The organism is Enterococcus sp. DIV1059_2 (genome assembly GCF_051713685.1).
In the GTDB taxonomy this organism is placed as follows: Bacteria; Bacillota; Bacilli; order Lactobacillales; family Enterococcaceae; genus Enterococcus_D; species Enterococcus_D casseliflavus.
This window is the reverse complement of the sequence record NZ_JBIOQK010000001.1, coordinates 591,107-613,149: the sequence shown is the minus strand read 5'-3', so window position 1 is coordinate 613,149 and position 22,043 is coordinate 591,107. Positions and strand designations below refer to the sequence as shown.

The window sequence follows — 22,043 nt, the reverse complement described above, 5'->3', positions numbered from 1 at the left end:
AACTTAGTACTCTCGGCTGCTCACTATATAAAAAACAGGACGAACATTGCTGATGTTTGTGATTGCTTGAAGATCGATTTTTGTTCTCTTAAAGCAATTCATCCAGCTTGTTTGTCCTGTATGTTTTATTCTGCTAGCTCTTCTGTTGATCCTATTGTTGTTTTCTCCATGATTTCTTACGGAACAAGAACACCAGTCCGCCGATTAAGAATAGGATACCTGTCACACTTAGCAAGACACTGCTTATTTCTCCTGTTTTTGGCAGTTGCTTAGCAGTGGATTGTTTGCTTGCTTTGATCCGTGCTTTCTGTCCCGTTGCTGAGGGGTTGTCTGATTGTTCTGATGGCCGTTTTCCGTTTTTCTCTTGATCGTTTGTTTCTGGCGTCTCTGTCTCAGGACGTGTCTTGATCGGTTCTTCTATTATTGGATCAGACGCTTCAGTTTCAGGGATTTCAGTCACAGGCGACTCACTTTCCGGACGATTTTCTTCTGGTACTTCTGTTGGCGTTTCTTCAGGTGTTTCGTTAGGCGCTTCGCTGACTTTTGCTTGTACAGTAATCACGGCATAGGCAATCACTGCTCCGTAATGGTAGGAGACCGTGTACTGACCGACTATCTTGTTGTTCACTGTGCCGTTGACTTCTACTTCTGAAAAGGCTACTTCTTTGCCATCACGATCGATGGCAGAATCAATGTTTGTTTCTGGTAGCCATTCATCGCCTTGCTTGATCGTTGAATCGTGAACTTTCAGGGACGTTTGATCCGCTTTGACGGTGATAGTGGCTTTGCTTTCTATTCCGTGATAGTTGTAAGTGACCTCATACTTGCCTGCTTGGGTTGTATCTGCTTTGCCTGTAACAGTGATATCCCCAAATTCAACAGGTTTACCATCTCTATCCGTTGCACTATCGAAGTTGTCCTTGGCTTCCCATTGTTCCCCTGTGTACAACTCGCTATCGTGGACTTTAACTATCGTTTGATCGGCTTTGACGGTGATTACGGCTTTGCTTTCTACGCCATGATAACTGTAAGTGACCTCGTACTTGCCTGCTTTTGTTGTGTCTGCTTTGCCTATAACAATGACATTCCCAAATTCAACAGGTTTACCATCCCGATCTGTTGCGCTGTCAAAGTTGTCTTGGGCTGTCCAGTTTTCCCCTGTGTACAACTCGCTATTGTGGACTTTGACTGTGGTTTGATCGGCTTTGACGGTGATAATGGCTTTGCTTTCTACACAGTGATAGCTGTAAATGACCTCGTATTCACCAGCTTTTGTTGTATCTCCTTTGCCTGTAACAGTGATATCCCCAAAAGCAACAGGTTTACCATCCCGATCCGTTGCGCTGTCAAAGTTGTCCTTGGCTTCCCATTGTTCCCCTGTGTACAACTCGCTATCGTGAACTTTAACTGTCGTTTGATCGGCTTTGACGGTGATAAGGGCTTTGCTTTCTATCCCATCATAACGATACACTACCTCATAGGTCCCCGCTTTCTTGGTATCCACGCTTCCGTCAACGCTCACATCGGCAAAAGCAACTGGATGGTTGTCCCGATCGACGGCTTGGTCGAAGTTATCTTCTGGGGACCAATTTTCGCCGACGTACAACGAAGAATCGTGAACAGTAATCGCAGTGAATCGAGGTTTGACGAGGACCGTTGCTTCTTTGCTTACATTGTTTAAGTGGTAGCTGATTGTATAAGTACCCGCTTGACTAGTATCGACTTGCCCAGACACACTGCCGCCCTCAGCGAGGAATTCCTCGTAAGTCAGTATTTTTCCTTCTTTTGAGACTGCTTGTTCAAAATTATCCGCGGCTTTCCATGTATCTCGTTCATAAACCGTGGTATCTTTCACGGATAGCGCTGTGAAGTCCGTTGGTGCTTTTTGATAGACGTAGGTCACTGTCGCTTCGCCTCGAGGAAAATTCCCTTTGGCATTCGTCGGTAGTTGATTGGTATCAAGAACGTACCCTGGAATTTCTGGAATAAACGCACTTGTAGAGACATTATAGGATTCATTGGTGCTATTATGGATGGTTTGAGAAGGATAGATTTCCATCCCTGATTCATCCACATATTTAACCGTCAAATGGCTATTCGTAAAGCGAACATTATATGTCGCCGTAAACAAAAGGTTTCCGTTAACGTCGGTATATTCTAAAACCGCTGTTAGACCGTAATAGTTGATCGTAAAACCTGTGAAGCTTGTCCAAGATATATTTAATTGATTGGTACCAGTCACTTCACTTGTATACCATAGCCCCACCAGCATGTATACCTTATCCGTTTTGTAGACATAAAAATCTTCTGTCAACTGCGGGTCTTGGTATAGTGTTTGGTGTGCGTATTTTTCTGGGATTGGCAAATCCAAAACCAGTGCTTTATACTTGATCGGATCATACTCTACAGTCAGATCGTAGTTGAAACTCTCGATACTCTTCGTTGATTCTGCAGCGAAAGGTTGACTATCCGTAGATTCTACATTGGTTTCAGCAGATGGGGCAGTAGCTGAAATTTGAGTTTTTTCTGCAGTATCAGCTGCGTTAGATTGATTTGTTTCTGGGTTTGAAGTGGTGGTCACCACTTCACTTGCGGTTGTTTCGGAAGATACGACGTCAGCATTTCCTTCTTGGGAATTTGTCTTTTCTCCTGTGTCCATGCTTCCTGTTGAATCTGTCAGCAAGGGAACGGTGGAGTCTATTGATGGTGTTTGCTGCTCTGTTTGTTGTGTTTCTGTTGCCTGAGCGATCGGCCATGTGCTTGGAAAGGTTGTCCCTAAAATCAGCATCCCTACTAAAGCGCTCTTACTTATAACTACGCGTTTTTTCATTTTCATTTTTTCTCCTTTTTCTTTTCCCCAACGTTATTCACACTTATCTTTGGACCAATCTATCCAAGCGTTTTAGGTCTGCAACTGGCAAGGTTGTTTTTTCTAAAAAAGCTGTTTTCAATGACTGCTTCACACTCGATGAAACATGCGGCGCACCATTAACATGAAATCCGCCAATTTTCAAGGGATAAGACTTCTTGATTGGCGCAGAGTATTATATAATTTACTTAAAATGAGCGTAATTTCAATGGATAGGTGGTGACCTCAATGTTAGAAAATTTATCTATCAACTTGCATCGGGACAAAGCATTTTCTCGACAAGTAAAAATCTTGCAAGTGCTAAATGCTGCACCGACAGGGTATCATCCACAAGAATTGGCGACATTACTAGGGCTATCTTTGCCTACAGTTACCAAAGAGCTGAGTATTTTAAGTGACAGTTTGCCAAAAGACCTGGTCAAGATCACACTCTCAGAAACGAACATCGTCTCGATCGCTTATGCGCCGAACGCTTCCATCAATTCTGCCATTCAATACCTGGGGATGGAAACGCTGGAGTTTAAAATCATGACGAGTATTATTGATAATAAAAAATACTCTATTCACCGAGCAACGATTGAATTCGGTTATTCTCGCAGTCATCTTTTACGGACAATCAGCTACATGAACAAGTCGTTGCAAACCTATTCTGTAACGATTGCCACGAATCATCTTGACTTTATTGGTACCGAAGCGGACATCCGATTTTGTCTGTTCGTCTTTTTTTCTGCTTATGGCGATAGCACGATTTTAGATAAGGATAGTCCAGCGGATGCCCGCCTGCTGGTCCAAAAAGCCAAGGAAGCCAACACGAAAGATTTGCATTACAGCCATTACCGACTTGCTCTGTGGCTAAGTATCGCCAAGCGTAGGTGGCGCTATTCTTACTTTTTGACCTTGCCGCCGTCTTTAGAACGCAATCTATTGGAGAAAGAACGCTTCGCTATTTTCTCAGAAATATTAAACGAATATTACTTGAAAAAATACCGAATCATCCACTTGCCGCAACAAGAACTGCTTTGGATCTTTGTCAATGCGCTCCATTGTCTTTCCTATAGTACGATGGACATCAACGGCGAAAGCGATGCGGATTACATTTTTCACCATACAGAAAGACCAGAAATTATTGCAGAAGCGGCTGCCTTTTTAGAGAAATCTGGCGTCGCTATTCCACCTGCAGCCGCCCACAAGATCATCGCGTATCTCGTAAATCTTCGCCTGCTGACGATGATTTCTGCCAATTATGAATTTGCTGATCCGCAGATCAAAGCCTTTGTTGAAACGACATTCAAGACGGATTACCTTGCTTGGAATGAGTGGTTGAAACCCTTCAACGATCAAAGCCGCTTCTTTTCCTTTACTCACTTGGAACATATCGCAGTCACATTGACTTTGTTAAGCGAGTTAGCGCCTAATCCCCAGCTGAAAAAACACCTCAAAGTAGCCTTTGCTTTTCAAGGCGGTGCTGGTCTAGATGCTTTCTTAGCTGCATCAACGGAATTATTTAAAAACGACCATACAGAAATCAGTTACTTTTTTGAAGTGGCTCCTGATGAACAAGAATTGATCCATCGGGAAATAGATTTGATCGTCAGCAATTTTGACTTGCATCTGAAAAGCAACACCAAATTTCAGCAACTACGCATTTCAAATGTCCCCACCCTTTCGGACTGGACGATCATCCACAAAACGATTGAACAGCTGATTCAGCCAAGAATCACACCGATTCGTTGACGTAAGGAAACTGGCGGCCTTCTTGAAGGAAGCGCCGTCAGTTTTTTTCATTGCATGATTCGCTATTTTGACCCTTTCCTAAGTATCCATTTTTCTTTTCTCTTAGCGTGTCTATTTTTTTCGCATCAGAAAAAAATCAGACCTTTTTTGCAAGATTCCTTTCCTAATAAACGCTTTTCCATTCAAGCGCAGCGGAGAAAGCCACTGTCTTGTTTTCGTGTGCTGTTCGTAATCCCTGAAAAATTGGCCTGCTTCGTGGATTTTTTAATGAATGAAACTTTAGCGACTACTCTTAGCTCAACCTGTGAGAAGCGTTATTTTAAAAGCAAAGAAACATACGGTCATAACAGACTGCATGTTTTAAATAACTTTTGTATCTAATTTTTTTATTTACTAGAAAAAAAAGAAATTTTCTCCCCGCTCCTTTTTTGTATAATAGGTAAAAAGAGAGGGGAACAAACGTGGATTTTATCAAGGAGCTGCAATCCTTCAAAACAATCGTCGAGGAAGGTACGTTTACTAGAGCTGCCGCCAAACTAAACTATGCCCAGTCGACCGTTACGAACCATATCAAAAAGTTAGAAGACGAATTAGAAGTAGCGTTATTTTTGGAAGGAAAAAGCAATGTATTGACCTTGGAAGGCGAATTGTTGAAACAGGAAGTACCCGAACTGATTGCCCACTGGGAGCGGGTCAAAGAACAGTTGATCAATGCTTCCCATACGGTCGAGTATTCGTTGCGGATGGGCATCCTTCAACCCTATGACATTTTGGTTTTGCCTGCACTGCTTCACGATTTTTCGCAGCACTATCCAAAAATAAACTTCGAGATCGTCGTGGGCTCAACACTAGAATTGGCCAATGCACTAAATGAAAACCGAATTGATTTCGCCTTATGCTCACTTCCTCACGAGAAACATTTTGCTTACGAGGAAGTGTTTCAAGAAGAGCTTTGCTGCATTACCTCAATCTCAAACCCATTAATCATCAATAAGCTAGCCGACCTTGAAGGGAGCCATCTCTATCGTTCCAAGTCTGATTGTCCAGCTCGCACAAAAATTGAAAGCTATCTTGACAATCAGGTTCCTTCGATCCATTGGGAGTCTGTCAGCAATATCAGTACGATTCCTTACTTGATCGAACGAACTGGATACTGCAGTCTGATCCCTCGTTCCATCATTGAGCAAACTCATGCTCGAGTAAAAATCGTCTCGCTTCCTTTGCCTGATCCCCACATGTCGATCGGCTTATTGTCAAAACATCCACTGATGCTTTCTCCCAGCATCACAAAAAATTTTGTCATCGAGCTAAAAATGCGCTTACTATCTTTGTTATAAAACGGTTTTAATCCGCATTGATTTTTATGCAATTATGCTTTTTCCGGAAAAATAATGTCAGTCATTTTGTAAACCTCGTCACAGCGAGAAACAAAAGAGCTGCACCAAGTCTTTACGTTTTAAAGACTTGGTGCAGCAAGGTTTTTGAATTCACTTACGGTTATAAAGTTACAAGATAGTATCTTTTCTCTCGATTCGATTTTTTGTTATCATTTTACTTTTTTTATGCAACCTGATACGATTATTCATGTAAATCGAAGAAAAATCAGAAAAGATGTAGTTATTCTTAACATTTCCGATTTTTTCTCCGATTGTAAAAAATAGAAACGTTTTTTCATCATTTATAAAGTATACTCAATTTTGAAGCGACGAGTTCTCAAGAAACTGAGTCTTGTACCCCGCAGGGCAAAGTCTTTGGGTAGTTATTGCTCAAGGAAGCTGTTTTTGCAATTGTCAGAAAAAATAGACGATGAGAAAAGGAGGAAAAACCATGTTTATCATTGAAGCGATCTTCAGCTTTCTAAGAGACGCATTAGGTGTGATCCTAGCTATTCTCTTAGGGACGCTTTGCTTGTCGATGGTGGTCAATTTGATCGTTATCGTTGTAAAAAACACCTATTCAAAATTTAAAAAGAATTATTAACGAATCGCTATCTTCTAATAGATAGCTTTTTTAAATAGTTTTTTCAATGGTTTTTTCGACCTCTCAGGTCTCTTTTTTGCCTTTGTAGTATCTTTTTTCAAACTCAATCCAAGACTTGCTGAATTCATGGTTAGAAAAGGCACTTTTCAAACCTGAACGCTGCTTAAAGCGAAAGACCTCTTCGCGGTCCATCCCCAATTCCTTGGCAATTCGTTCATCCGACCACTCGTTAGCTACCAACTGCTGCACGATGTTTCCCATCTTCTCGATGCCATGGGTACCACGTGCTCGATTGTGGCGAATCGTTGAAGCAATGCGATTCTCAAAAGGCTTATCGATCACCGTGACCGGAACGCTTGGCAATTCCAAGCGATCTTTTGCTACGATGTACCGATGAAACCCATCGATCAAAATATACTTGTCCTGCTCCTTATCGTGGTAACAAACCAATGGCTGCGTAAAACCATCTTCTCGAATCGACAGTTCCAGTAAATCCATTTCTGGAGCAGCCACGGTGTTGGGATTATACGTATTCGCGTGAATCTTGCTGACTGGGATCAGCTTCGCCGCTAACACTGGAAAATCGATATCGCTCATGAGGGACTACACTCCTTTTTAGAAATGAATAATTTTTTGTTTGGCGATAGACCGCAAACCCTTTTGACTCCAAAAGGGCAATTTCACTAGGCTGGTTACTAGAAGCGAGAATCTCTGCTTCTGGGTAGTTGCGGCTGATATCCACCAGCATTTTCCGTAAAAGAAACTTTTTAAATTGAGCGGCTGGATCTTTTTCATAAAATTCCCCTAGCTCCACTTTGTTGGCGCCTTTTTCATAATAAGAAAAAGCAGTCACCCGTTTTTCGTCATCAAGAATCACGTACCAGTAGCAGTTCTCATCATTGACTAAGTACGGAAATTGCTGCTGATACACCCGTTCTGCAAAAAAAGCCCCCATCAATTGATAGAATTGGCTTTTCTTATACGGTGGAAAAAATAAAACCAATCGTTCGTTCACAAAACCCTTCCTCTCTAAGGACGCACTCGTCCATCGTTAGGTGATTTTTTTCGTTAAATACTCGTATTTGGCATTCAATTTTTTTAACTGATACTTGGGTAAATGCTCGATCCCCAAAGCCGCCCCAAAATCGACCGCCAACTCATACAATTCAGACTCATCTTTTTTCGTCAAACTATATTGTCGCGTACTCAAAGAAAAATCATTTTTTTCTAACGCACGAGCGATCCCTTTCCAGTCATGCCAGAGTACTTCGTTTTTCAGCCAGTCCTTACGTTTGGTCACATCGGGTATATCTTCCACTTCGATCCCGTGCTTTTCTCGATAATGATCAATCAAAATCGTGATTTTGCGGTAATAATGATCCTGTAATTTCTTTGAATAAAGTCCAATTGATTCCAGTAAAAAGACCGCATACTCTTGCCAAGTCATATGACTGGGCTTTCTCGTATTGTAATGCGCCAGCAATCCTGTCTGGGCATACAATCGACCAAAATTGGCTCCTGACACACGATTTACGACGCGTTCCCACGTTTCCGGTTCCACCAAAGCATATTGGTACAAGCCTTTTCGTTGCTGCATGCCGTAAGGCTGACAGATCCGCATTTGATGGATCGGAACGCCATGGTCGTACAACTTTTCATAAAAGCCATTGATCGGCCAGTCAAAATGGGCATAGGCTCCCCACACATCTTCCGTCTTCCAATCATAGATTGGGTAAAAATTAACGACCATTGAATCTGCTACTTGCCGTTTGATCCAGCATTGCTTCCGAAAGTTATACTTTGGCGATGTGATCGATCGATACCGATACAGACTTTCCTGGGTCCGTATCCCCACACCACAAGCAACCGGCTCAAACTGATGATAGCTTGCGTACCAATGAGCAAAGTTTCGTAAGAACTTATCAGGGTTCATATTTGCACTCTGATAGATTTCCATCAATGATTCATCCAAATCAGCAAGTGAAATCGCATCTTTGGGCATCGGCTGCACCCACTTCTCACGTTCTTGTTCATCCCACATCAGCCATTGTGGCTGAAAGACGCTGGTATTGTTGTCCTCGTAAAAGGGCAAACAGAAGTGGAAGGTTTGATTGATACTTGGTAACGCTTTGATTTTTTCCATGAACGTTCTCGTAGCATCATAATTTGCCTCGATATCTAAAATCAGCAGATCAAAGGTTTTCTTTTTTTTCTGTGCGACTTGGTCAGCCAACTGGATCATGGCCCCGCTATCTTTTCCACCACTGAAAGAGAAATACACATGGGGAAACGTATCAAAAATATATTCCAAACGCGTCATCGCCGCTTCTAGCACATTTTCCTTACAATATTTCTTCATAAAAGCTCATGTCCTCATTTTATTTGTCCTTTTTTTGAATAAGTATTACATTCTAGTATAAAGTTTCACTTGGCTTCTTACAAGGACTTAAGGGAGATTTCCCTGTTATTTCATACAGCGACATGTTGAAATACGCGCGCTCAGTATCAGATAATGAGTCAACTACAGGCTAAAAAAAGCAGAGATATCAATTTTTTAAACTTCATAATCGCTGCTTGCTACTGATACATCTGCTCTTTTTTGAATCACAAAAAGATAGCCTGTTTTTTCTATGATTTAGCTAATAGAAAGCAATACCATCAACCTGATTATCCGTTCATTCATCACATGTACTTAATTTTCCATAACAGTGAAATTTCTTTGCTGAGGTCTTTGAGCTTCATAGCCTTTTGGATATTCTCAGACATCTTCTTGTAATTACTGATTTTTTCTTCTTTGGGCAGCAGTACATATTCTCGCTTGATTGCTTCAAACTTGTCTTCATGATCGATCACCAGAAGTTGCGTGATCAGATCATGGGCGATCCACCGATGATAGGAATTTTTGTGGGTATGCAGTGCCCAGATCCGTTCCCACTCATCATAAATCAGCTCAGGGTTTTTAGTGGCTACTTCTTTAATAATCAAATAACTATTAAAATACTCATTGATATGATTTTGACCATCAACGACATTCTCCACTAGCTTCTCCCTTACCTTTCGATCATCGATCGCCGTTTGCACAAACGGTTGGGGATCAAACGATGTTGTCTGAAAATGACGCGCGATTTCTTGGTAGTCCATGCTTTCACCTTCTTTAAATGATTGATTTGCAGCAATTACTTTTTTTTATCCATATCTTCATTTTAACAGAATCTTTGTACGAAAAAAGCGCTTTTTTGATTGCTTTTACCCTCCTTAAACGTTGGTCTCCTGTACCATTAGAAAGTGATCGTTCGTTGGCGCGCATTTTTCCCGGCAATATCCAATTTAAAATCGATCAAAAAAACAGGGAAATCCCTCAATGAAAAGAAGGATTGTAGTCTTTCATCCAATGATCCATTGAGTGCTGACATTGGTTTCTTTGTAGTTTGTGATTTCTTACTCCATCGTATTCTTGACCTTGCGTCTGCAAAAGAGCGCCTATACTAATAATTTTCTCAATGAAGAATGTGATAAAAATGACATAAAAAAGGAAGTCCCATGACGGGACTTCCTGAGTTTCCTTTCTTCAAACACTATTTCACGCATAGCTGCGAGATGCTGGATCACGCGTCCTTTCTCCGAATACCTCGGTCGGTAGGCATTTTGATCCATTGCTCGGGTGGACGTTTTCTGATTTTTTTTGGTGCAAACATCAGTTGAACCGTTCTTTTGACAAAGTTATTTCGGTATACGTTTTCCATAACTTGCACGCCCTTTTCAATTGAATTAGGAAGTGGTGACGCCGATCGTTCTTCCTACCTTTATTATAAGCGTGAAGACGGGACAAAACAAACAATATAGCTGGGAATTTCTGGCTTTCTTTCCCTCAACTTTGTAGTCGATCGCTCGCTAAATTGGTACGATCCATTGAATAATATTCAACTAGCCATCGTATATTTATTGAAAAACCAAATGAAAAATTACAGAAAAGGTTGATTTCCACTCGAATAAACAGCCGAAAGGATGAGTTTTTGAATGAAAAATCGTTTCACTTTACTTTTTCTTAAATTTTAATTATTATTCTTTTGAAATAAGATTAATGAAGGAGATAAAAACATGGAAAAATACCAAGTGTTCCCTGGTCAAAACTATCAGGCAAATGTTATTGGCTTTACCGGTTTACAAGAAGTTAGTGTGATTCATGTTTACGAAAATACTGCGACTGTTCTAATCAAAGAAACAGCTGAAACAGGTGTTGCGAAATTATGTAATTTTCTAGTGGGTGCAACACAATTAGTTAGTTGATGCTTTGTAATTAATCAAAACATGATGGAGCAATTTGCCATCCAGCATGTTGTAGGAAATCGCTCCAGAGAAACTCGTCTGTGAGATTGCCTTTTTCCTATTCATCAATTACAGTAGTATTTTTATTTATCTACTCAATATCTCTCTACTTTATATATAAATAGTGTTAGAATGAACAAAAGGAAACGTATCAGGCTTCCCCCAAGAGAATCTTCCCCAAGTACTCTTGTCTGATACGTTTCCTATTTTTGTGGCGAAAAAGCCACAGACCAATGGTAGCCCTTTACTCTGTGAAAAGCAAGCTTTCAAAATAAATTTTTTCTTTATTTTTTTATTTTATCTCTACAATTCCCCTTTAATAAGCAGGCAAAAACACACCTCTCGACAAAAAGGTGTGTTCTTTTTATAACAATGATTATTCACGAATAATAAGTTCGTAAGGCAGAATGATCTGCTCTTGTTTTCTTTCTTGAAACAAGCGAAAGGCTTCTTTGCCGCACTGATCCAGATGAAACTCAACGGAAGAAAAGTGCAGCATATGACTGATGAGCAGGTTTTCTTGCCCAATCACGATGGGTGCTGTCCCGTGGGAGTATTGATTTAAGATCATCGCTGCGATCTCGTCCCCATTTGTGATCACCCCATCGATTCCTCGTTCCTTAAAAAATGCAGCTGCGGGAATCCCATCTTGTGCTTTGATACAATCCCAATAAATATCTGCTTCAGAAAAATTAGGAAACAGCTCCTTGGCTTTTGCGATCGTGTTGACTGAATTGCAGCTGAGGCGTTTGCTGCGCCCGAGCGTCAGTCCCAAGCGTTTCACACCTTGTTCTTTCAAATACTTGATACTGGCTGTCACAGAGCCGACCAAGTCGATCGCAACGAAAGGAACGGCAGTACCGGTCGAATTTTCACAAAAAACAATCGGTCCTTTTTCCATGTAGGGATAAAATGTCTCGATATGATTTGCGCGGGTGATGACGATCAAGCCGTCAAATCCCTTTGCAGCGAATTCTTCTAGATATTCTAGCTCCAGCTTCCGATCAAAATTGGTCGGAAGCAACGTCACCTTGTATTTTTGGGCAAAGGCTTCTTCCATGATGCCATTTAAAATTCCATCAAAGAAGGCGTGATTGACAAACGGTACGATGACTCCAATATTATAGGTTTTCCCCGAGCTAAGTTTTTGGGCGATTTTATTCGGTTTGTAATCCAGTTCTTCCATCACTGCCAAAATCGTTGCTCGCTTTTGCTCATCAACATAAGGATGGCCATTGATCACACGAGAGACCGTCGTGATCGAAAAACCAGTAATTTTTGCTATATCGCGAATCGTTGCCATTTCTTTCATTCCTATCTGATTGTTTTGCTTGTGACCTAAGTCTACCATAGAAAATTAGTTGTTCCACTTTCGACAATTTTCTGAAAAGGTCTCTTGGTTGATTGTATGGTATGAAACGAGTTTCATAGCAAGACTTAGTTAGACTCCTTGAAAAGAAATTTATTTAAAATCAAAAACTGACTGCCTAGCAGGCTGCAAACGCTGCTTAAGCAATCAGTTTTTCTATTATTTACTGAATCATTTCTTTTGATAAACTTTTACGTTTCTTCGTATATCTTCGCATCAGCAGCTCGATGCCCTTATCCGCAAAGCGTTGCATGTAGGCGGAAAAATTCAACAAGGCAATCAAGAGAATGAGGTTGAGATAGCTGGTATTGCCTAGGTTAAAGAGGTCGCGACCGACGATCAAAGCAGCAAAGTACAAGATCTGAGTGCTGAAAAAAATCATCGTTCGATAGCTGTTGATCGCTGGATAGACTTTTTTCTGGATCAAGCGATAGTTCCAAGCAGTAAAAATAATGCTCATGATCGATAGAGCTTTACTGCTGCTGTTGAACCAATAGCCAAAGTTGATGATCAGCAAAGTTCCTACCGTAATCGTCAAGGCTGTTGGAAAAGCATTTTTGAAAATCGTCGTCATAAAGTCCCCTTTGATCCGATTGAAGTCTGGTTCAAAGTTTAAAAAGAAGGTCGGAATGCCGACAAAGCAGGCATTGATGATCGTTAATTGGATCGGCTCAAAAGGATAGGTCGTTCCTGATAACAACGTCCCCATGGTGATCATGATGGAGAATAAGACTTGCACTAGCACCAATGAACCTGAGCGGGTAATGTTATTGATCACTCGGCGGCCTTCATCCATGACCGATGGCAAAGCATCAAATTGATTTTCCAAAAGAACCAGATTTGACACTTGACGCGCAGCATCAACACCAGAAGCCATTGCGATGGAGCAGTCGGCTTCTTTTAGCGCCAAAACATCGTTGACGCCATCGCCAGTCATTGCGACGGTATGCCCTTGTTCTTTCAAGTAGAGCACCATTTCTTTCTTTTGTTGCGGCGTCACTCGACCAAAAATCTGATAGTTGCTGACAGCTTCTTTTAATTCGGTCGCAGTTAATTTTGACACATCGATAAAATCAGCAGCCCCTGGTAGATTGACTTTTTTCGCGATTTGACTGACTGTCACTGGATCATCGCCAGAGATGATCTTGCATTGGATTGCCTGTGAACGAAAATACTCCAAGGTCTCTTTGGCATCTTCACGGATCGTGTCTGACAGTAAATAAAATCCTAACGGTTCAATATCCGTCGGCAGTCCTGCCTCCTCATAGCCTTGCGTACTGTGAGCCAAAACGATCACTCGGTAGCCTTCTTCTGCCAGCTGTCTTTCCTGTTTTAAGACAGCTTCATGGTTGGTTCCCAGTAAAATCGACGCAGCTCCGATGAAATAAGTGCCTTGTCCTTCAAACGTGACGCAACTGAATTTACGATCTGATGAAAAAGGGACGACTTGCTGCATCTGGTACGTCGTTTTTTCTGGGAAAAAGGTTCGCAGCGCCATTGCCGTTGGGTTCTGATCGGGCAGCTGCGCCATTAAGTTACCAGTGATTTCTGCCAACGGTGTTTCTGAATGAAAGGAAATCGTCTTTTCCACCGTCATCTTGCCTTCGGTGATCGTGCCCGTTTTATCTAAGCAAAGAACATCGACCCGTGCCAAGGCATCAATGCAGTTCAATTCCTGCACCATCACTTTTTTGCGCGCCAGATAGACGGCACTGATGGTCAATGTGACACTGGTCAATAAAAACAAACCTTCGGGGAACATTCCCACAGCTGCCGCCACCGTCCGTAAGATGGCAGTATTGAAAGTTGCATGAGAGAAATAGAACTGTTTAACGAACAAGAGGGTACATAATGGGACCAAAATCAGGCTGATCCAACGAATGATTTTGTTTAAACTGCCTTGGATCAAGTATTTTTGTCGTTTGATGGTTTTGGCTTCTTTGTTGATTTTTGCGATATAGTTGTCAGCGCCTACGTGGATCACTTGGCATAACGCTTCGCCAGCAGTGATAAAACTACCAGAAAACAACTCGTCTGCTGGCTGCTTGTAGATCGTATCCATTTCACCAGTCAGCAAGGATTCATTGACTTCTAAAAATCCTTGAATGACTTTGGCATCCGTCGGCACTTGATCCCCGCTTTTCAGTCGTAACACATCATCCATTACGAGTTTGTGTATCGGCAAGTTCTCCAGCTTGCCATCCCGATAAACATCGGCTTTGGCAACTTTTAGCAATGCCAGCTTATCCAGCGTTCGTTTGGAACGAACTTCTTGAAATAGATTGATGATCACATTGCTGAAGACAACAAAGACGAACAAGCCGTTTTGATAAGAACCCGTCAAACAGACGAGAAAGAATAGGACACAGTTGATCAAATTGAAAAAGGTAAAGATATTGGTAAAAAGGATTTTCGGGTACGTATTCGTCGTATCCTTTTTTGTCTTATTGACTTGACCGCGCTGCACCCGCGCCTTGACTTCTCCTGACGTCAAGCCAATGGTTTGGTTGTTTTCGATGATCCTCACCCTTTCTATTCTTAGTCATTTACTTTTATTTTGCTGAATATTCAGCAAACTTGCATCGGACTTGGGAATGGTTTTGTGTGTTTTCTATAAAACCAATTGGCGGCGATTGCGTAAGATACGCCATCGACTCCCCACTTTTTTTTCTGTAAAAAAACAAGTACTGTTTAAAATATAGCATACCCTTTTACGAATTGGCGTTTCATTTTTGTCACCTTCGCGTCACTTTAGGAATTAAAATAACAGTTTATTCCTTAACCTAAACCGACTAGACAATAAGCTAGCATAGGCTTTCCAGGTGGTTTCTTGCGATGACACAAAACAAAAAAAACAGCTGATCTTCACAGATCAACTGTTTAACAATTCTTTAAGTTAGCTGTTCCCTCAGTTGCTAAAAAACGCTCAACCAGCTTGCTTCTTTTATTGATCAATGCAGTGCTTCCTTTTTCCATTTTCGGATTTTCGTTCGGAAATTGGTAAAGGGTGCTACTGTATTGATATGGATCCATTTATAGACTGGCCACTGTGCTTTGGTGGTTGCCCAATCCCGCTGCCCTGCTTCAAACAATTCCTGATCGGATAAGCCTTCGATCCACTGGCAAAGGGCCGTCACTTTTTGGTCTAAAAGCTCTTGCTGCTGTGCTAAGGTCAAACTGCCGTATGTCTGATAAAAAGATTGATACAATCCGCCAAGGTTGTTCCATTTGTACCCTTCAGCAGGTGTGTGAACGCTCATCCCTTGCTGTTCCTGTGCTTCCCATGACAATAACAAACTGACCCAGCCGATTTGGTAAGACAAGTTTTCTGAAGGGGTCTTGTCGACACTTGCTATCCGTTGATTTCGCAAGGCTTCAGGAATTTCATCAAATTCTTGGCGAAATTTTTGGTAACGTTCTGTAATCTCTTGGATCAGCGCTGCTTTGCTTTCATATTGTCTCATTGTTTGTCCTCCTATTCAGGAAAATAGCTGCTCTTTGTCGCTTTCAGCAATGGCGATAAAAATCGTTACTTCACCGTCTGGCGCATATTGTTCAAAATCAAAGGAATACTTGCGCTGCAGCTGCTGGTTTTCTTCCTCAGACCAGATTTGACGCCAAGTAGTCAAAATGCCCTGCGCATCGCGCCGATCGATCGGATACTTTTTCCAAGTATATTTTTCTGTATCAAAGTCTGCTTGCTCCGTTTCTTCGAAACAAAGCGAAACGGCATAGTCTCCTTGATAGTTTGACTCATACTCGTGGTAAACGCAAGCGATGACCGTTCCTTTTTCTGCGGCTTTCTTGACCGCCTCGCTGTTTTTCTCCCATAAGCCAGTGATTTTTGCTTGAATCGCTGGATCAGTAAAATTATTGGTTCTTTCCGTTGCCATTATCGAAAATTTCATTGGAGTTCCTCCTTCTTTGTCTTTATGATACGATAGAAACCTAGACACCTTGTGTCAGTGTTTTATCATCGTTTTATAAAAGGAGTAAACCAAGTGAGCACGACACGCCTATTCGGCCTTATCTACCACCTGTTGAATCATGAAAAAGCAACCACTTCTGAATTAGCCAAACAATTTGAAGTCTCGACTCGCACCATCACCAGAGATATCAATACCCTAAGCAGTATTGGCGTGCCCATCTATACCGAAACGGGTCGAAATGGCGGCGTTTATTTGTTAAGCAGTTTTGTGTTGGATAAAGTGTTATTATCAGAGGAAGAACGGAAAAACCTGCTTTTGGCGTTGAAAGGGATTCGCCAGCTGACGCCACAGATCAGTGGGCAATCGCTGGCAAAACTGCAATCCTTGTTTAAACAGCCCGATGCTGATTGGCTAGAAGTGGATTTTTCCACTTGGCATCGGCGAGAAAACGGCAACGACACGTTTGATTTATTAAAAAAGAGTATTTTAACAAACCACGTGATCACCTTTGACTATATCAGTAAACAGGGACTGCAAAAACGCATCTGCCAGCCTTATAAACTGCTTTTTCGCTCGCAAGCTTGGTATCTGCAAGCCTTCGACCAGCAAAAGAATGCCTTTCGGACATTTAAAATCAGCCGCATGAGTCAAGTCCACGTCACTGACCAGCATTTTTTCCCAGTCACTGCGCCTGATTCTGCCATTGAGTTGACTGTTGACACCTATCCTGCGCGTCTATTCTTTCAAGCCGACGTTCTTTATCGGGTATATGATGAGTTCGATCATCAGGATATTACTTTGACGGAGGAAGGCACTGCTGTGGTTACCGTTGATTTGCCCGAGGAAAGCTGGGTAGTGCCCTATTTGTTCTCTTTTGGAAAAAGCCTACGCATTTTAAGTCCCCCTCGACTAAAGAATCGTTACCAAGAAGAAGTTGCTGCGATTTATGCCAATTTGTCCAAGAACGAGGGTGTAAACTGATTTTTCATAAAAAGGATCCCTATTGAAAGGAGTGTTTGATTTGAAGGAAGTGATCGTAGACTATGGCGGGGTTTCGCTAAACCGCCTTTGCCAGCAGTTGGAAGAAAATCAGATTCACTTAAACGCGTATGCCAACCAGCTCTTGCGCCATCCCCAGTTCTCCCTCAGTGCCGATAAACAGCGTGCTGCTTGTGTGATTGTTCCCCTTAAAGAACTGGGACTCCCCCAAGGCGGCTCTTTGACGGAGATTTTTGCAGCTGCGCCTTCTTATGGATTGACTTGTTGTACCTTGGAAATGGCCTTACACTTTCGTCTTAGCTATCGCCAACTGGCAAATAGTACCGGACTGAAATCCCAAGGAAAAGCGCCAGCTGCCGCAATCACGATCGCTTCTGTGCCTTTGGAAAAAACCGACGATTTCCCCAAAGGATTCTACGTTCGCCGCATCGATGGGGTTGACTGGCTACGAGGCTATACTTGCGATGCACGACACCAGTTTGCACCGGATGACCTGTTTTTGTTTCAACGACGAGACCCGCTGTCAGAGCGTCTCAACTGAAGGGGAAACAAACCGTTTCATATCAAATGTCCTTGTTTCTCATTGCCTACAATCATTCTGTAGGTTAAGAAGAGCCGAAAAGGACAAAAGGAGAAACAGATGAACTTAATCCCAATGAAAGACAGCGACTATGCTGCTTACTTAACCAATGCAATTTTCGAATACGCCAATGACAAAGTCCAAGCAGGCACATGGGCCAAAGACGAGGCCCTCGCCCTAGCCAAAGAAAGCTTTGCTTCTTTACTTCCTCAAGGGACTGCCACCGAAAACAATCACTTGTTTTCTTTATTTGCAGCTGATTTTAGTGAACCGATCGGGGTGATTTGGGTCAACACAGCTGCCCAGAAAGCCTTCATCTATGACTTTATCATCGAGGAAGACCAGCGAGGAAAAGGCTATGGCACCAAAGCGTTACAGGCTTTAGAAAAGTGGGCGATCCAGCAAGGCATCACTGAAATCGGCTTGCACGTTTTTGCCCATAATCAGTCTGCGTATCAGCTATACAAAAAAATGGGCTATTTGGAAACAGATATTACGATGGTTCGACGTTTCGCTGAGTAGTACGAAAAGAGCCACATCATTCGTACCTAGGAATCAATCGACCAGACCTGCGCCAAACAAAAAGAAACGACAGAAAATCGTCGTTTCTTTTTGCTTCTATTTACATAAAAACCACTCTTTCAATGAGTGCATGGTTTTTTCAGTAGTATCGCCATTGTTGAACCTTCTTCGCTATAAGGACTGCCTTTGACATCGCCAAATACCTCACAGATATCAAAGCCTGCAGCCTGAACTTCCCTCAGCAATGCATCTTTTGTAAAATAGGTCGTCCATAAATAATAATTGGTGAGCTCAGTTTCTGCTAAAATCGTTGTTTGCTCCAGCAAGACGTGATCAGGATATTTCCATCGTTGATTCAGCACAAGATGAGGATCGCCCCGCCAAAACCCCGCTGATTCATGACTTTCCCAGGTCTGTTCTTCATCAAGCGTTAAAAACTGGGCAATCGTAAATACATCGAACAAAAATTTGCCACCCGGTTTTAGATGCGCCAGCACATTATTTAGCAGCAGTTTTCGTTCCTCTGGATTTAAGGCTCCATAATCGCAATAAATCAAGGTAATAAAGTCAAACTGCTGAGGCAATGCCATCTCCAAATAATTATCAAATAGATAGGTAATGTTTAATTGCTGCTTACTCGCAGAATCTCTCGCATAGGCGATGGACCTTCTGGAGTAATCAACGCCTGTCACTTGATAGCCCAGCGCTACAAATTTTTCCGCATAGATCCCTGGTCCGCAGCCGATATCAAGAAGTTGCGTCTGTTTTTCTGGTGGAACAATGCGACTGATCCAGCGAACGGATTCGTCGATAAAGTCAGCCTTTCTACTCGCTCCCTCAAAATCAGGATCCAAATGAGCCTTTAACATTTGCTTGGAAATATACGCATCGTCCCAAAACGCCTCTGCCATTTTTTTATAGAGCGGTGGCCGCTCGATTGCCTTTCTCAATTCTTGGTACATCTTCTTTTCCCCTTTCAAAATAATTGAAAAACAAAAAAGACCGCAGATTTTACTCTGCGGTCAATCTTCAAGCGATGAAGATCAAAAAGCGAAGAGTAAAATAAAATCAATGATAGGCACTTCAAATAAAACTGCATGCAGTCAATTTTTTGCCTATGAAATTGATTTTATTTACTCTTTTCCAGTCCTACCCCTGTTAACGAAGGAATAACAGCAGATAGGCCGGAGACATCAGCTTTTTCTCTTGTTTTTCTGCCTTTAGTTTAGAAGGCGCCAGTCGATTTGTCAATGGGAATTGACTGTAGACACTCGATTAAACGATGGTCTTGCCGAAATTCACACCTTACGGGGGAGAAATTTTGCAAGAACGCTGAATGTTTATTTCCCTTCACCTGCTGATTTTTTCAACAGGAAGCTGGATCTCAGTCAGCCATTCCTCTTCACTTTCTTTATTCCAAATACCATCAATATAGCTTTCACGAAAAGGCCCTGTGATTCGATAGCCGTTATTTTCAGCAAACTGGATTACTGCAGCATAGGCTTTCGGAAACTCAGTATAGGCTCCTTTATGGACCGTGCAAACTGCCTCTGGTACTTCTTCTATCTGCTTGAAGGTCAAATTTCCTTGATTATCTTTCATTTCTGTGACCGCTTCGCAAACTTCCACATCAATGTTTTCTTCTTTGTACTCGTTGTCATGATAGATAGTAAAACAATATTCGGGCAATGCGCAGATGCAACCAGCTGTTTCCATCTGCAGCCCCATTTCTGGGATCATAGAAAACAACCGATCGAAGCTTGGCACGACCATTCTCATTGAAGCGACGATAACCGCTGGCAAACGTTTCACGATCATTTGGTAATTGGCTTCTTCCTGTTGCAAATACCCTTCGATCTGCGTGAGCATCGCCATCCGTTCCGTGATCTCTCTCATCAGTTGCTGTCTCTTGCGATGCAGTATTCTCCTTTCGCTTTCTCCTGCTTGCACTTGTTTGATTTCATCGATGTTATACCCCATTCTGCGTAAAGCTAATAACCGATGCAATGGTGCCAACTGACTAGAGATATAATAGCGATACCCATTATCTGGATCGATAAAATGGGGCTTAAGCAGCCCCACCTCATCATAATAACGCAGTGTTTTTATCGTAACTTGATTCATTTTAGAAAACATGCCGATTCGATACAGCTTATCTGGTGTTTTTTCACATTCTTGTGTCATAACTCTTTCCTCCGTTTCCTGTTATTCCCAACGGAAAAGCTTAACTGCCAAACCAAATCCTATGATCGTCACCACTGTCAATAGAAAAAGAATGAATCGAGGGTCACCGATTGGTTGATCGAGACTCACACTCTTTAACAATTTAACGCCTTGTGTCAATGGCAGAACATTAGCGACTTTTTGCACACCTTCTGGAAAGAGCTCAAAGGGAATCACTGCCCCAGAAAGAAACAACATGGGAAAATAAACCACTGTGCATACGAGATTGGCAATCTTGATATTTTTACACAAACTAGCAATCAATAGTCCTAGGCTATACATGGCAATCATAACGAAAAAATAGCTAGCTATCAATACTATCCAGCTGCCTTTCATTTGATAGTCGAGAAATACCACCGACACGAATGCGACACCTATCGCTGAGAGTAGTGCAGTCGCTGCAGCTACTACCACTTGAGCCGCAATCAGATGAACTGGAGAAGCTGGGGTAACAAAAAAGTGTTTCAAAATCTTTTTGTCTCGATAATCACAGATAGTTAACGGAATCCCCATAAAGGCTGTTGCGCAAATCCCCACCACCAGCAACGAAGCAAAACTGCCCTCTTGAAATGTATATGAAGTAGCACCAATCACTTTCTCTCCACCGATCATATTGGTCAAAAACAGGACGACCAGCGGCATGCCGATGCCAAAGACGAGCCCATCAATTCCTCGCAACGCTAACTTTCCTTCAATTTTTGCTAGTTTCATTACTTTGCTCATTCTATCTCCTCCCCTACAAACCAAAGATATGCCTCTTCAAGTTTTTGCTGACCGCTTCGTTTTAACAGCTCCTTCGTGCTGCCTTCAACTACCTTGCGGCCATGAGCGATGATGCATAGCCGATCACAAAGAATCTCCGCCTCCTCCATATAGTGGGTCGTCAATAGAATCGTCATTTGTGCTTCTTTTAGTTTGAGGAGCGTTTGCCAGACACTTCTCCGTGCTTTTGTATCCAGTCCCGTTGTCAATTCATCCAAAAAAATCACCTCGGGATTCGGGATCAACGCGAGTACAATTGAAAGCTTTTGTTTTTCCCCACCAGAAAGTTTGTCGATGAATTGCGATTCGAATGGTTCCAGCTGAAACAAACGCAAAAGCTCTTGATAGTCTTGAGGCTGTCGATACAAGAGCGTCATCTCTTTGCACAATTCTCCGACGCGAATATTGTTCTGATAACTTGAAGATTGAAGCTGTACCCCCACTTTTTCAAATACCTCACGTCGCTTTTTTTGAGGATCTGATCCGAGAATTTTGACAGAACCTTCCTCTGGTGTTTTGATACCTAAAATTGTTTCAATCGTTGTCGTTTTTCCTGCTCCATTTGGTCCTAATAAGCCGAACACCTCGCCTTTTTTTACGGTGAAGGTAAGTTGATCAATAATTTTCCGACCGTTGATTTTCTTAGATAGCTCGGCAACCTCAATCATTTTTTCCATAGCAATCGCCCCTTTCTACTAAAGCATACTGTCTCCTCTTGAGGGAGAGTCAATAGCAGACTCACTTTTTTCA

At 42.1% G+C, this 22,043-nt stretch carries 20 protein-coding genes; 7 read left to right on the top strand and 13 right to left on the bottom strand.

Features of this window, described 5'->3' with window-relative positions; all coding sequences use genetic code 11:
• Window positions 1–151: 151 nt before the first annotated feature.
• Window positions 152–2,830 (bottom strand): bacterial Ig-like domain-containing protein, encoded by a 2,679-nt coding sequence (locus IGI72_RS02915; protein ID WP_438753016.1) that lies wholly within the window; start codon window positions 2,828–2,830, stop codon window positions 152–154.
• A 267-nt stretch (window positions 2,831–3,097) separates the two neighbouring features.
• On the opposite strand from IGI72_RS02915, the gene IGI72_RS02910 reads away from it, so the two are divergent.
• The 3 genes from IGI72_RS02910 to IGI72_RS02900 all read left to right on the top strand — a co-directional run bounded on the left by IGI72_RS02910 (window position 3,098) and on the right by IGI72_RS02900 (window position 6,583).
• The gene (locus tag IGI72_RS02910) at window positions 3,098–4,603 is read left to right on the top strand and encodes a helix-turn-helix domain-containing protein (protein WP_413157738.1); all 1,506 of its coding nucleotides are present in this window, start codon (window positions 3,098–3,100) and stop codon (window positions 4,601–4,603) included.
• 461 nt (window positions 4,604–5,064) lie between these two features.
• Window positions 5,065–5,940, top strand: coding sequence for a LysR family transcriptional regulator (locus IGI72_RS02905; RefSeq protein WP_428221042.1), 876 nt, complete (start codon window positions 5,065–5,067; stop codon window positions 5,938–5,940).
• A 490-nt stretch (window positions 5,941–6,430) separates the two neighbouring features.
• Window positions 6,431–6,583, top strand: coding sequence for a hypothetical protein (locus tag IGI72_RS02900; protein WP_010748814.1), 153 nt, complete (start codon window positions 6,431–6,433; stop codon window positions 6,581–6,583).
• Between the two features lie 63 nt (window positions 6,584–6,646).
• Here IGI72_RS02900 and IGI72_RS02895 read toward each other — a convergent pair whose 3' ends face one another.
• From IGI72_RS02895 to IGI72_RS02880, 4 genes are all read right to left on the bottom strand, one after another.
• A complete protein-coding gene (locus IGI72_RS02895) occupies window positions 6,647–7,180 on the bottom strand; it encodes an IbrB-like domain-containing protein (RefSeq protein ID WP_005227576.1) in 534 nt (177 codons plus the stop codon).
• Window positions 7,107–7,598: a hypothetical protein gene (locus IGI72_RS02890; RefSeq protein ID WP_005227570.1), complete on the bottom strand. Its 492-nt coding sequence runs from the start codon at window positions 7,596–7,598 to the stop codon at window positions 7,107–7,109. Before IGI72_RS02890 ends, IGI72_RS02895 begins: the two co-directional genes overlap by 74 nt.
• 36 nt (window positions 7,599–7,634) lie before the next feature.
• Window positions 7,635–8,942: a DUF3440 domain-containing protein gene (locus IGI72_RS02885; protein WP_016609725.1), complete on the bottom strand. Its 1,308-nt coding sequence runs from the start codon at window positions 8,940–8,942 to the stop codon at window positions 7,635–7,637.
• Window positions 8,943–9,265: 323 nt separating this feature from the next.
• Window positions 9,266–9,724 carry a hypothetical protein gene (locus IGI72_RS02880; protein WP_015508979.1) on the bottom strand — a complete coding sequence of 153 codons (459 nt, stop codon included), beginning with the start codon at window positions 9,722–9,724 and terminating at the stop codon, window positions 9,266–9,268.
• A gap of 957 nt (window positions 9,725–10,681) precedes the next feature.
• Here IGI72_RS02880 and IGI72_RS02875 point away from each other — a divergent pair.
• Window positions 10,682–10,870 (top strand): hypothetical protein, encoded by a 189-nt coding sequence (locus IGI72_RS02875; protein WP_005227564.1) that lies wholly within the window; start codon window positions 10,682–10,684, stop codon window positions 10,868–10,870.
• Window positions 10,871–11,285: 415 nt separating this feature from the next.
• On the opposite strand, the gene IGI72_RS02870 is transcribed toward IGI72_RS02875, so the two are convergent.
• The 4 genes from IGI72_RS02870 to IGI72_RS02855 form a co-directional block, all read right to left on the bottom strand.
• Window positions 11,286–12,212, bottom strand: coding sequence for a LacI family DNA-binding transcriptional regulator (locus IGI72_RS02870; protein ID WP_438755056.1), 927 nt, complete (start codon window positions 12,210–12,212; stop codon window positions 11,286–11,288).
• 229 nt (window positions 12,213–12,441) lie between these two features.
• A complete protein-coding gene (locus tag IGI72_RS02865) occupies window positions 12,442–14,805 on the bottom strand; it encodes an HAD-IC family P-type ATPase (protein WP_438753011.1) in 2,364 nt (787 codons plus the stop codon).
• Between the two features lie 424 nt (window positions 14,806–15,229).
• Window positions 15,230–15,742: a ClbS/DfsB family four-helix bundle protein gene (locus IGI72_RS02860; RefSeq protein WP_005227560.1), complete on the bottom strand. Its 513-nt coding sequence runs from the start codon at window positions 15,740–15,742 to the stop codon at window positions 15,230–15,232.
• 15 nt (window positions 15,743–15,757) lie between these two features.
• Entirely contained in the window at window positions 15,758–16,186 is a 429-nt protein-coding gene (locus tag IGI72_RS02855; RefSeq protein ID WP_128488312.1) for an effector binding domain-containing protein, read from the bottom strand.
• Between the two features lie 93 nt (window positions 16,187–16,279).
• Here IGI72_RS02855 and IGI72_RS02850 point away from each other — a divergent pair, with 93 nt between their 5' ends.
• The 3 genes from IGI72_RS02850 to IGI72_RS02840 all read left to right on the top strand — a co-directional run bounded on the left by IGI72_RS02850 (window position 16,280) and on the right by IGI72_RS02840 (window position 18,308).
• The gene (locus IGI72_RS02850; RefSeq protein WP_015508973.1) at window positions 16,280–17,188 is read left to right on the top strand and encodes a helix-turn-helix transcriptional regulator; all 909 of its coding nucleotides are present in this window, start codon (window positions 16,280–16,282) and stop codon (window positions 17,186–17,188) included.
• A 40-nt stretch (window positions 17,189–17,228) separates the two neighbouring features.
• Window positions 17,229–17,747 (top strand): helicase, encoded by a 519-nt coding sequence (locus IGI72_RS02845; protein WP_428221036.1) that lies wholly within the window; start codon window positions 17,229–17,231, stop codon window positions 17,745–17,747.
• Window positions 17,748–17,846: 99 nt separating this feature from the next.
• Window positions 17,847–18,308 carry a GNAT family N-acetyltransferase gene (locus IGI72_RS02840; RefSeq protein WP_010748803.1) on the top strand — a complete coding sequence of 154 codons (462 nt, stop codon included), beginning with the start codon at window positions 17,847–17,849 and terminating at the stop codon, window positions 18,306–18,308.
• Window positions 18,309–18,427: 119 nt separating this feature from the next.
• Here the strand turns inward: IGI72_RS02840 and IGI72_RS02835 are convergent, their stop codons facing one another.
• The 4 genes from IGI72_RS02835 to IGI72_RS02820 all read right to left on the bottom strand — a co-directional run bounded on the left by IGI72_RS02835 (window position 18,428) and on the right by IGI72_RS02820 (window position 21,970).
• Window positions 18,428–19,270 (bottom strand): class I SAM-dependent methyltransferase, encoded by an 843-nt coding sequence (locus IGI72_RS02835; protein ID WP_074934576.1) that lies wholly within the window; start codon window positions 19,268–19,270, stop codon window positions 18,428–18,430.
• 388 nt (window positions 19,271–19,658) lie between these two features.
• Entirely contained in the window at window positions 19,659–20,492 is an 834-nt protein-coding gene (locus tag IGI72_RS02830; protein ID WP_016609707.1) for a MerR family transcriptional regulator, read from the bottom strand.
• Between the two features lie 21 nt (window positions 20,493–20,513).
• Window positions 20,514–21,254 carry an ABC transporter permease gene (locus tag IGI72_RS02825; RefSeq protein ID WP_438753005.1) on the bottom strand — a complete coding sequence of 247 codons (741 nt, stop codon included), beginning with the start codon at window positions 21,252–21,254 and terminating at the stop codon, window positions 20,514–20,516.
• Window positions 21,251–21,970 carry an ABC transporter ATP-binding protein gene (locus IGI72_RS02820; RefSeq protein ID WP_016609705.1) on the bottom strand — a complete coding sequence of 240 codons (720 nt, stop codon included), beginning with the start codon at window positions 21,968–21,970 and terminating at the stop codon, window positions 21,251–21,253. The genes IGI72_RS02825 and IGI72_RS02820 overlap by 4 nt, the downstream gene beginning before the upstream one ends.
• Between the last annotated feature and the right edge of the window lie 73 nt (window positions 21,971–22,043).